Source organism: Synechococcus sp. H55.9 (genome assembly GCF_047462355.1).
GTDB lineage: Bacteria > Cyanobacteriota > Cyanobacteriia > Thermostichales > Thermostichaceae > Thermostichus.
In genome coordinates this window covers 2,732-13,949 of sequence record NZ_JANSJB010000071.1, presented here as the reverse complement: position 1 = coordinate 13,949, position 11,218 = coordinate 2,732, and the positions used below count along the sequence as shown (strand labels likewise).

Here is an 11,218-nt window from a genome sequence, read left to right as displayed (position 1 = left end):
GTCAAGATCTACAACGTCACCGAGGTGCTGCGGGGCTTGGTAGAGGCGGGGCGCTTCCCCCTGGTGGCCTATCCGGTAGCCTATCGGCTGTTTTTTACCTTCGTTGTGCCGGTGGCTTTCTTGACCACAGTACCGGCGGAAACCCTGTTGGGGCGAGCCCAGTGGCCGTGGCTTGTGGGATCCGCCCTGCTGGCGGTGGGGCTGCTGGTCGGATCCCATTTGTTCTGGCGCTTTGCCCTGCGCTTTTACACCAGCGCCTCTAGTTAGGCTCCCAAATTTCTTGCCCAGAACCCCGGCACCGACAAAGTGCCCTTAAAAAACCTTCAGCCGACCCAGCAGTCGCAACCCCACCAGCTAGGAGAGGCACAGAAGAATTAAGATGAAAGTCACGACTGTGCCAAAACCATTGGAGGCCAGCCTATGGGCGAAGCAAAGCGCCGCAAAACCCGCAACAGCCCCGACCCTGACCAAGAGCTACTGTTTCCCCAGCTCAAAGATATTCCTCTCACCAAAGCCCAAGCCCGCACGATCTACAATTGGACAACTCGGGGCGCTTGGGCCGGCATTATTCTCCTGGCCATTGTCTGGGTGGTGGTGCGATTTGTGGGGCCTGCGTTGGGCTGGTGGCACCTGGTGGGCTAGACGGCTGGATCCTTTGAGTTTTCCTGGAGTTTCCCCATGCGATCCTATTTGGCAGCCGCCCTTCAGATGACCAGCACCCCCGATCTGGCCGGCAACCTACAACAGGCAGAGGAGTGGATTGACTTTGCGGCGCGGCGGGGATGTGAGCTGGTAGCTTTGCCGGAAAACTTTGCCTTCATGGGGCCGGAGGAAGAAAAAGCTCGCCTTGCCCTAGAGATTGCGCAGCGGGCCGAGGAGTTTTTGGCCAAGATGGCCCAGCGCTACCAGGTATTCGTGCTGGGCGGGGGATACCCGGTGCCGGATGGACAGGGCAAGGTGTACAACACCGCCGCCCTCTACAGCCCCGAGGGCAAGGAGCTGGCTCGCTACTGCAAGATCCACCTCTTCGACGTCAACCTGCCCGACGGCAACACCTACCGCGAGTCGAACACGGTGGTGAGCGGCAACGAGGTGGTGGTCTGCCAGGAAGAGCGGCTGGGCATGCTAGGTCTATCGGTTTGTTACGACGTGCGCTTTCCGGAGCTGTATCGTTCCTTGGTGGATCGAGGAGCGCAGGTGCTGTTGATCCCCGCCGCCTTTACCGCCTACACGGGCCGGGACCACTGGCAGGTTTTGCTACAGTGTCGCGCTATTGAAAACACCTGCTATGTGATTGCTCCCGCCCAGGTGGGCACCCACTACGAGCGGCGGCAATGTCATGGCCACGCCATGATCGTGGATCCTTGGGGGACGATCCTGGCGGATGCCGGCGGCGAAAAACCAGGGGTGGCCATTGCCGAGATCGACCCGGAGCGCCTGCAGCTTATCCGGCGGCAGATGCCCTCGCTGCAGCACCGTCGTCTGGCCTGTACTGTCAGCCTTTAGGGATCCCCTATGCCTTGGCCGCCCTTGATCCTCTACAGCAAGCCCGGCTGCCACCTCTGCGAGGGCCTAGCGGAGAAGTTGCAGCAGATCCCTGAGATCGCCACGTTGGAAATCCGCGACATCACCACTAACCCCACCTGGTGGGAGCGCTACCAACTGGAGGTTCCCGTGCTGAGCTTGGCGGGGGATCCCGAACGATCTCTGCCCCGCCCCTCGCCGCGGCTAACCGTGACCCAGTTACGCACTTGGCTGGAACAACAGTTGGGTTGACGGCTTAAGAGGCTAGCGCTTCGCTGCGGGCGGTATAGCCAGCTTGGCGGAGGGCCTCAACTGCAGCCTGGGCATTTTTAACCCAAAATTGGGATCCCAGCCTCACCCAGAGCGTGTGGGGAGGGGCGACGATGGCCGCCACAACGGGGATGCGATTTTCTTCCTTGGCTTCCGAGCGTTGGCGGGCAAGCAATGTTTGCAGGCGGTATCGATCCTCCAATGTGCCGGCAGCCTCCAGAGGGAGTTGCACCGTAACCCAACTCACCGATTCAATTGGCTGTAAGTCCTCGACAATCAATTGCACCTGTTCATCCCGCTGATCCACCTTGGCCCAGATCAATAGCCGTTGATCCACCTCCAGGCGATGGCGCAAACGTTCGTAAGTCTTGGGGAAGATCACCGCTTCGCAACTGCCGGTGAGATCTTCCAGTTGCACAATGGCCATGCGATCCCCTTTCTTGGTGGTTACGGTTTTGATGGCAGTCACTAGGGCCAGAATGCCTACAGAAGTCTCGGCTGCGTAGCCGCTCAAATCCGAGAGGTTAACGGGAGCCAACAGGCGCGCCTGCTCTTGAATCCGTCGCAGCGGGTGATCCGAAACATAAAAACCCAACAGATCCCGTTCCAGCCTTAACTTTTCTGGCGCTGGAAAATCTTCGGTAGCAGGCCCCCGCGGCGCTTCCATAAATCCCTGGCCATCACTGCTGTCGCTGCCCAACAAATCAAATAGGCTGGCTTGACCAATGGCTTTGGACTTGGCCCGCTCCGTCGCCCAGGTGAGAATGGGATCCAGATCCACCATTAATTGCTTGCGGTTGGGGGAAATACAATCAAAAGCGCCTGCACAGATCAGCGACTCGATGGCGCGACGGTTAACCAGGCGCAGATCCACCCGCTGGCAAAAGTCGGCCAAAGAGGTGAAGGGGCCCCCCGCCTGGCGGGCAGCCAGGATGTTTTGAATCGCCCCCTCACCCACATTCTTCACCGCCCCTAGACCAAACAAAATGCTGGATCCTTGGGGGGTAAAATCCAGCCCAGAGCGGTTGATATCGGGCGGTTGAATCTGGATCCCTATCGACAGACAATAGGTGATATAGCGCTGCACCTTATCTTGATCCCCTCCCACAGAAGAAAGCAGCGCCGCCATGTATTCTGTTGGATAATTGGCCTTGAGATAGGCTGTCTGGAAAGTAATCAGTCCATAGGCCGTAGAGTGGGATTTGTTGAAGCAATACTCGGCGAAAGCAACCATCTGGTCAAATAGTTCCGTGGCCACTTCCTTGGCCACACCTCGCTCCAAAGCTCCCCGGACGAATTGCTCCCGCTGTTGCTCCATCTCGGAAACTTTCTTTTTCCCCATCGCCCGCCGCAGCAGGTCGGCCTGGCCCAGGGTATAGCCGGCCATGTCCTGGGCAATGCGCATGATCTGTTCTTGGTAGAGAATGGCGCCGTAGGTATCTTGAAGGATTGGCTTGAGGAGATCGTGGGCATAGGTTACCGGCTTGCGGCCATGTTTGCGATCGATAAAGTCTGGGATCATGCCCGTATCCAATGGCCCCGGTCGGTAAAGAGCCAAGACCGAGGAAATGTCTTCTAAGTTGGAAGGCTTGAGCTCTCGCACCACCTGCTTCATCCCGGAAGATTCCAGTTGGAAGATCCCTTCCAGCTCTCCCTTTTCCAAAAGTTGGTAGGTTTTCTCGTCATCCAATGGTAGGTTATCCAGGTCGATGGTGACCCCTCTGTGCTCTCGAATCAGCTCCACAGCCCGCTGGATCATCGTCAGGTTGCGCAGCCCCAAAAAGTCCATCTTCAGCAGGCCCAGAGACTCAATATCTTCCATCGAGTACTGGGTAATAATTTGGCCTTCGTTGTTGTATTGCAAGGGCACGATCTCATCCAAGGGATCCTTGGCGATGACCACGCCGGCAGCGTGAACCCCAAAGGTTTTGTTGGTGCCTTCCAACAGGCGGGCCAGCTCGATCCAGCGGTGAGTGGTTGGGTCTTTCTCGTATTTTTCTTTGAACTCTGGAGCCGGCGTGTTCTCGCCGATCATCTCCTCCAGTTTGGCAGGCTTACCCCGCGATACCGGGATCAGCTTTGCCATTTTGTCGGCTTCGGCATAGGGAATATCGAGCACCCGGGCAACATCTTTGAGAATAGCTTTGGAAGTCATGCGGTTAAAGGTGATGATTTGGGCCACTCGCTCTTGACCATACTTGCGGGTTACATAGTCGATCAGCTCTCCCCGCCGCTCGATGCAGAAATCGGTATCGATATCCGGCATCGATTGCCGTTCTGGGTTGAGAAAACGCTCGAAGAGCAACCCATATTTGACGGGGTCAATATTGGTAATTTGCAGGGCATAGGCCACCAGGGATCCGGCTGCCGAACCGCGGCCTGGGCCTACTGGGATCCCGTGCTCGCGGGCATAGCGAATGTAGTCCCAAACCACCAGGAAATAGCTGGAGAAGCCCTTTTGTTGGATGATATTCAGCTCAAAGCGCAGGCGCTCCTGATAGTTTTCCGGAATCTGATCTGGATAGGCAACGCCGCAGCGTTTTGCCAAGCCCTGCCAGGCCAATTCGGTGAGATAGCTATCGGCAGAATGGCCCGGTGGAACCGGGTAGTCGGGCATGCGCATTTCCCCAAATAGGTCATAGCCCTCGATCTTTTCCAGCACCTTGAGGGTGTTGGCAATGGCTTCATCGATCACCTCTTGCTCCAGGTGATCGCGGCAGAGGCGGCGCATTTCTTCTGGGCTTTTCAGGTATTCCGTCCCACTGTAGCGAAGGCGATCTTTCTCGGTGAGAGATTTGCCTGTTTGGATGCAGAGCAGGGCATCGTGGGCCTCCACATCCCAGCAGGAGATGAAGTGGCTATCATTGGTGAGGATGATCGGGATCCCCAATTCGCGAGCAATGCGCACCAATTGCACATTGACAAAGCGGTCTTCTCGATAGCCGTGATCCTGGATCTCAATGTAGTAATCGTCTCCAAACTGTTCTTGATACCAGGCGGCAACCTGGCGGGCAATTTCTGGCCGCCCCTGCAAAATGGCCTGGGGCACTTCCCCAGCTCGACAGCCGCTGGTCACGATCAACCCCTCTTTGTATTGGGCCAAATACTCTTTGTTGATGCAGGGGCGCGCAAAGATCCCCTTGCCTTGAACGCCGTGGAGATGGGAAATAGTGGTTAGCTTCACTAAGTTTTTATAGCCCTGGGTGTTTTTGGCTAGAACCACTTGGTGATACTTGGGATACTTGCGGCTTTTGTCTCGAATATCGCCGTTGATAACATACATCTCGTTGCCAATAATCGGCTTGATCCCTTTGCTTTTACACAGTTTCACCAGCTCAATGGCCCCATACATGACGCCGTGATCGGTCAGGGCCAGTCCTGGCAAACCCATCGCCACCACCTGCTCAATCAAACGCGGCAATTGGCTAGCCCCGTCCAGAAGGCTGTACTCGCTGTGCAAGTGCAAGGGGACAAAAGACATGGCAACGCTATGGGTAGAGGGATCCCTTCAACCTTAGCCCAGCGCCCCTTTTTCCAGTTGCTGCTAGCTGCCGCTACAGTAAAGTCAGGCCGACGTTTTCTCCCTTTGCTTGCATGGAGACTCCCCTTCGCCTCACCCAGTACTCCCACGGCGGCGGCTGCGGCTGCAAAATTGCCCCGGCGCTGCTGCAGCAGATTCTTAAGGAGCTGCCTCTTCTTTGGTCAGATCCGGCCCTGTTGGTGGGGGCTGAAACGAGCGACGATGCCGCCGTCTACCAACTCAACGACGAGCAGGCCCTGATCCTGACCACCGACTTTTTCATGCCCATCGTGGACGATCCGGTGGATTTTGGCCGCATTGCCGCAGCCAACGCCCTCTCTGACGTTTACGCAATGGGGGGCACGCCCATTCTCGCCCTCGCCATTTTGGGCATGCCGGTCAACACCCTGCCCCTGTCGGCTATTCGGGAGATCATGGCCGGGGGAATCCAGATCTGTCAGGAAGCCGGGATCCCTTTGGCCGGGGGGCACTCCATCGATTCGCCCGAGCCCATCTTCGGCTTGGTGGCGGCAGGCCTGGCCCACCCGCAGCACATCCGCCGCAACGCCACGGCTCAGCCCGGCGACGACCTCATCCTAACCAAGCCGCTGGGGATCGGGGTGATGACCACCGCCCTAAAAAAGGGTCAGCTTAGCGCAGCGGGCTACGCCGAGGTTTTGCAGGTGATGACTCAGCTTAACCGCATCGGCCCACAACTGGCGCGGCGACCCCAGGTTCACGCCCTAACCGATGTAACGGGGTTTGGCCTCTTGGGACACTTGCTAGAGGTCTGCCGTGGCTCAGGGGTAAGCGCCGAGCTGGATTTGGCTGCTATTCCCTTTTTGCCCGAGGCCCTCTCCTTGGCGGAGGCGGGGATCTTCCCAGGTGCAGCCCGCCGCAACTGGCAAGGCTATGAAGGCGTAGAGGCCGACTCTCTACCGGAGTGGCAGCAGTTGCTCTTGGCGGATCCGCAAACCAGCGGCGGCTTGCTGCTGGCGGTGGATCCCGCCTTCACCGCAGAGCTTTTGCAAGAGCTCCACAGCGCCGGCTACTCCTATGCTCGCCGCATTGGCCGCTGCCAGGCCGGCGAAGGGATCGCCATTCGGGTTGTCGGCGAGATCCAAACCCCCCGCCAGTAGCTTGGGGGAAGGCCACGTTTGGCCCTCTCCCCCCAATCTATGAAGATTTGGTCAAGCAGAGCTGCGAAAGTTGAAGATCTCATGTAAGGGGAAGGGGAGCTGAGATATCTTAAAGAGGTATGAACGAGCCCTCTCCCAACAGCCATAGCCTGGTTCAGTGGGTTGAGCCAGGTCAACTGATTCGCAGCCTCAGCAGCGGCCAATTGCTGATGGTGGATCCGCAGCGGCACAACGCCTTGATCATCTGCAAGACGTTTCATGCCGAGTTTGCCGGGCCGGGCGCTGCGGTGGGGGGGCCCTTGGATGTGGAGTCGAGCAGCGTGATCCCGATTGGGGATGTGGCTCTGTTGCATCCCCAGGGCTATCAAGAGCGGCAAAACGCCTATACCAAGCGGCTGCACTGGATGCGCTGGTTGCAGCAGATCACCGATAATCCTTTGCCGGCCCAGCGGGCGCGGATTTTGCTCTTTAGCTTGGAGGAGTTTTTCTCTGCGGAGTTGGTCAAGCAGTTGCCGGATGACATTTTGGCGCGGCTGGTGGGGGTGCTGCCGCAGACCATCGCCGCAGCTCGGATGGAAATGATGGCCCCCTGCAGCCGCGGCTATTCCCTGGCCGGCTAGGGGGATCCGTTCAAGATTGGACGGCGTGGGCAGTGTCTTCGAAATAACCCCAAAGCTTAGCTACACTAAAAGCCAACTTCGTTCTGGCAACTCGCCCAACCGGGACCCTGGCCTCATGCAGTGGTGGAAACGGCTGCGCCAAAATCGCTGGGCTCAAGTGGGAGCCTACATTCTCGTTTTTTTCTGCGTCTGCGCCATTTTTGCCGAGTTTGTTGCCCCCTACAGCCCGCTGGAATCGCAGCCAGGGGGATCCCTTTTGCCCCCCACCGCCATTCACTTGTGGGATGAGTCGGGCGCTTGGCTGGGGCCCCACGTTTACCCCACCCGCCAGGGGCCGGTGGATCTGGAAACGGGCGAACGTCCGCTTTTGGTGGATAGCAGCCGTCCCGCCGGGATCCGCCTGTTTGTGGCCGGCACCCCTTACCGTTGGCTGGGGCTGATCCCCTGGGATCGACATTTGTTCGGCACCGTCCCCCTGCGGCCAGAGGAAGGGCTGCCGGTAGCGCGGCTGCACCTGCTGGGCACGGATGATCAGGGCCGCGACTACTTCAGCCGTCTGGTCTATGGCGGGCGCGTCAGCCTGTTTGTTGGCCTGGTGGGCATCGGCATCTCTTTTCCCATCGGCCTGCTGGTGGGGGCCATATCCGGCTACTTCGGCGGCTGGGTGGATACGCTGCTGATGCGGCTGACTGAGGTGTTGATGTCGATCCCAACCCTGTATTTGCTGGTGTCGCTGGCGGCGGTGTTGCAGGTGAACCCGCTGACCGGCGTGCCCTTCAGCAATGCCGAGCGCTTTTTGGTGATTGTGGCCATCCTCTCTTTTGTGGGTTGGGCGGGCTTGGCCAGGGTCATTCGGGGCCAGGTGCTGTCCTTGCGGGAGCGAGACTTTGTGCAGGCGGCGCGGGTGGCCGGGGCCGGATCCCTGTATCTGCTGGTGCGGCATATTCTGCCTCAGACCACCACCTACGTGGTGATCTCGGCAACCTTGGCGGTGCCCGGCTACATCGTGGCGGAGTCGGTGCTGAGCTTGATCGGCCTGGGGATCCAACAGCCGGATGCGTCTTGGGGAAATATGCTGTCGCTGGCCACCAATGCTTCGGTAATCATTCTGCAGCCTTGGCTGGTGCTAGCCCCCACCCTGATGGTGGTGCTCACCTCTTTGTCTTTTAACTTGCTGGGGGATGGTCTGCGAGATGCCCTCGACCCGCGGGATCCATTTTGAGGAGAAGCTGCTTCCGAATTGTGACGGTTCAGGGGAGATGCGAGGGTCTGCCGTTCACCGCTTTCCGTCCGGATAGAGCCGATTTAGCCCCTTGCGAGCCTTAGCATAAACATCCAAGGTGGCATTCATTTTTAGGATCTGGCGGTAAACTTGCTCGGCCCGGGCGATTTCCCCCTCCTGCTCCAACTTCTCGGCCAGCTTGAGCAAACTTTGGGCCGAGGGATCCGCCAAAGAACCCTGCTCCTGCAGTTGCTGCAGCTCTTCCAGGCGCTCCTGCACCATTGGTCGCAACAGCCAGGAATCATCCAGATCCAACACCTCTCGGTAGTAGCGCTGGGCCTCTTTGAAGTTCTTCTGCTCGTCGTAGGCTTCCGCCAGTTGCAGAGCCAGCTCCGCCGTGGGCCGATCCTTAAACTGGCGATGCAGTTGGTTCAGCCGCCGCAGGAAGGGGGATCCCTGCTGCGGGTTTTGTAAATCCGGGGCGTGTTGAACCGGCAGATAGTTGCTCCTCTCCGCCGATTGTTGAGGGGAAGGGGCAGGCTCCGCGGCTTGAGATCGAAGGGGCGTTTGACGGCTGATGCTTTTGGGGTCAATGGGGGCGGGCTTGTAGACCCAAATCGGCTGATCCGGAGAGGATGCCGGTGGGGTTGGGTGTGGGATCGGCTGGGGCAAGGGAATGGTCTTGCGCTCCGGCGGTTCAGAAGGGGGTTGCTTCAGTTCTGCAAGGGCGCCGGGAGGTTTGGGGGCTTGGAATTGAATTGCTTTGGGAGTCTCCCTGCGCTCTTGGGCCAATTCTCGATAGAGGGCGGCCAATTGGGCATACCCCGCTTCTTCGTAGGCGGTGGCCAGCCAACGGGCATTCTCCGGGCTGGGATCCGCACGATAAGCCCGCCGCAGCAACTGCAAAGCAGTGCCATAATTGCGCTCTCGAATGGCTGCCTGCCCCAAACTGGCTGAGCTGACCCCGGTTGTATCGCTAGCCATGGTTCTCCGTTATGCCTTGCTGTGCAGCGATAATAAATCAGTTTTCCTTTTCCAAGCCAGCCACTCAGGGCAACCTTGGCAACTGGATCCCTTGGCCATAGCATACCCTTGTCGAGCCGAACGCTGACTGTTGGGAAAGACTTCTCTTCTTGTTGGGATCTGCTCGATAGACATCTTTAGCCGATGTTGATTTGAGATTGAGGCGTTGAGATCTGGATGTGAGGCGTACTTTCAAGCTAGCTTGTAGTCAAGACCCGAGCAGCGACAGGTTTCGGCGCAAACATGATTCAACAGTTTCGAGAGCGGTACCCTATGGGCAGTTTGCTCACCGATCTGTTGCGCGTAGAAGAAGGGATCTACATTGTCAAAGCCCAGGTGGTGGTGAACAACACGGTTCTGGGCAGTGGTATTGCCGGCTCCAACACAGTAGAAGAAGCGGAAGATGCTGCGCTGAAGCGCGCTTTAAACCACGCAGGATTCGGTCATTCCGCAACTTCCTTGAGCTTGGGTATGGATTCTGCTGCCGCCAGGCTGCCCTATTTGCCAACTCCCGACTTGGCCTTGGCCAATGGGCGCACCCACTCTTCTCCTGCCCCTCAAGCCCCTGAGCCAACAGGGATCCCTGCGAAGCCGACTCCCTCAGAATTGCCCAGCTTGAGCGAGCCGGGAGCCTATGGAGATGATCTATCAGACATCATTGCTCAAACAGATGTCGAGATGCAGCGTATTGGCTGGGGCCGCAAGGAAGGACAAGAGTTCCTGGAGCGTCGCTTCCAGAAAAAATCTCGCCACCAACTGAATGAGGCCGAACTGCGGGAGTTCTTGCGCTATTTAAAACAGCAGCCGTCACGCCTCAACAGCGAGCCTCGTTTTTGATTTTCCCAGACTCCCTCACCCCCAACCCCTCTCCCAGAGGGAGAGGGGAGTTTAGACTTGACTTTGGAAAAATCCCTTGCCCAGAGGCGGGAGAATAGATCAAACCGCTGGGCTCTGGAATAGCCACGGCTAGGGCGCACCCACAATCACAGTGGTGTCTTGCATTGTCTTCACGACGGTCTCGCCTCCTTCCGAGAGCACAACCCGTCGCTCTGGCACCGATACTCCGGCCACTTTGGCAGTTTGGTAGTTCTGCCCGGCATGCACCACAGAAGGGATGACGCCTGGGCCAGAAACCAAAGCAAAGGATTCGCCACCAATCTGGATCATCCCAGAAACCTGCACGCTGCGGGCAAAGGCCGCCGGGTCAGGAGTGGGCGTCGGGAGCGGCGTGGCCACTGCTACGGGCACTTCGCCACCGGGCGGAGGCAGTTCCGGAGGCGGAGGCAGAGGTGGCAGGTCAAGGGTTGGCTCAGGGGCACGCACGTTTTGGGGCACAAAGGGATCCGCCCGTCCGGCTCCACTTAAGGCCCGCTGGGTTTCCTGCTCCCGATCCACCGGTGGGATCAGGCTAGAGGCAGCTTGGGTAGCCTGCAGAAGAGAAGGCACCGGCGGAGGTTGGTCGGGAGCAGTTTGGCCAAAGCCTTCGGGCAGGCTCGCCGTTTGTTGCCGGGCAAGAGCCTGCATCTGGCTGGCTCCCCGCGCCAGAGTAGCGTTCATGTCCTGTTCCCAACGGCCTGAGGCATTCAGCCGCATGATCACGGGGCTGCTGCCGCCGCGCGACTCCACCCAGATCTCGGCTGCTGTGTCGCTCAGCCGACGGGAGCGGAGGATGCGGGATCCCGGCGGCAAAAGCGGCTGCAGCGCCAGTTCCGCTTCGGGAACCGCTTGTTCGTTGGCCAAAGCAGAAGATAAACGAGGGGACAAGCACAACATGCCCCCTGCCGACAGCAGGAGGATCCCAAGTGAGAGCAGTTGGCGACCAGGCGAAGATTTCAGCATAGAGACCACCGGCAGAGAGCCTCGCATCACCAAAATAGCCAAAATCTTGGGGATGGGGCTC

Annotated in this window: 11 protein-coding genes; 8 read left to right on the top strand and 3 right to left on the bottom strand. The window is 58.6% G+C overall.

Annotated features, from left to right (window positions below):
• From NW857_RS09660 to NW857_RS09645, 4 genes are all read left to right on the top strand, one after another.
• Positions 1 to 267: ABC-2 family transporter protein (locus tag NW857_RS09660; RefSeq protein WP_414368803.1), on the top strand; the 267-nt coding region annotated here is incomplete at its 5' end.
• A gap of 153 nt (positions 268 to 420) precedes the next feature.
• Positions 421 to 642, top strand: a complete 222-nt coding sequence (locus tag NW857_RS09655; RefSeq protein ID WP_414337619.1) for a DUF2839 domain-containing protein — start codon at positions 421 to 423, stop codon at positions 640 to 642.
• A 36-nt stretch (positions 643 to 678) separates the two neighbouring features.
• The gene (locus NW857_RS09650) at positions 679 to 1,506 is read left to right on the top strand and encodes a carbon-nitrogen hydrolase family protein (protein ID WP_414368802.1); all 828 of its coding nucleotides are present in this window, start codon (positions 679 to 681) and stop codon (positions 1,504 to 1,506) included.
• Positions 1,507 to 1,515: 9 nt separating this feature from the next.
• Complete coding sequence (locus NW857_RS09645; RefSeq protein WP_414335592.1) at positions 1,516 to 1,776, top strand: glutaredoxin family protein; 261 nt, start codon at positions 1,516 to 1,518, stop codon at positions 1,774 to 1,776.
• 4 nt (positions 1,777 to 1,780) lie between these two features.
• Here NW857_RS09645 and NW857_RS09640 read toward each other — a convergent pair whose 3' ends face one another.
• Complete coding sequence (locus NW857_RS09640) at positions 1,781 to 5,275, bottom strand: DNA polymerase III subunit alpha (protein WP_414337622.1); 3,495 nt, start codon at positions 5,273 to 5,275, stop codon at positions 1,781 to 1,783.
• 113 nt (positions 5,276 to 5,388) lie between these two features.
• On the opposite strand from NW857_RS09640, the gene selD reads away from it, so the two are divergent.
• From selD to NW857_RS09625, 3 genes are all read left to right on the top strand, one after another.
• Positions 5,389 to 6,453, top strand: a complete 1,065-nt coding sequence (selD, locus tag NW857_RS09635; RefSeq protein WP_414335589.1) for a selenide, water dikinase SelD — start codon at positions 5,389 to 5,391, stop codon at positions 6,451 to 6,453.
• A gap of 119 nt (positions 6,454 to 6,572) precedes the next feature.
• Positions 6,573 to 7,073, top strand: coding sequence for a hypothetical protein (locus NW857_RS09630; protein WP_414337625.1), 501 nt, complete (start codon positions 6,573 to 6,575; stop codon positions 7,071 to 7,073).
• Positions 7,074 to 7,188: 115 nt separating this feature from the next.
• Positions 7,189 to 8,295: an ABC transporter permease gene (locus NW857_RS09625; RefSeq protein ID WP_414368800.1), complete on the top strand. Its 1,107-nt coding sequence runs from the start codon at positions 7,189 to 7,191 to the stop codon at positions 8,293 to 8,295.
• Between the two features lie 54 nt (positions 8,296 to 8,349).
• Here the strand turns inward: NW857_RS09625 and NW857_RS09620 are convergent, their stop codons facing one another.
• On the bottom strand, positions 8,350 to 9,279 hold the full coding sequence (locus tag NW857_RS09620; RefSeq protein ID WP_414337630.1) for a hypothetical protein: 930 nt from the start codon (positions 9,277 to 9,279) through the stop codon (positions 8,350 to 8,352).
• Positions 9,280 to 9,591: 312 nt separating this feature from the next.
• On the opposite strand from NW857_RS09620, the gene NW857_RS09615 reads away from it, so the two are divergent.
• Positions 9,592 to 10,155, top strand: coding sequence for a hypothetical protein (locus NW857_RS09615; protein WP_414337632.1), 564 nt, complete (start codon positions 9,592 to 9,594; stop codon positions 10,153 to 10,155).
• A gap of 129 nt (positions 10,156 to 10,284) precedes the next feature.
• On the opposite strand, the gene NW857_RS09610 is transcribed toward NW857_RS09615, so the two are convergent.
• Positions 10,285 to 11,218 (bottom strand): hypothetical protein (locus tag NW857_RS09610; protein ID WP_414368798.1); only part of this gene is annotated, 934 nt, incomplete at its 5' end.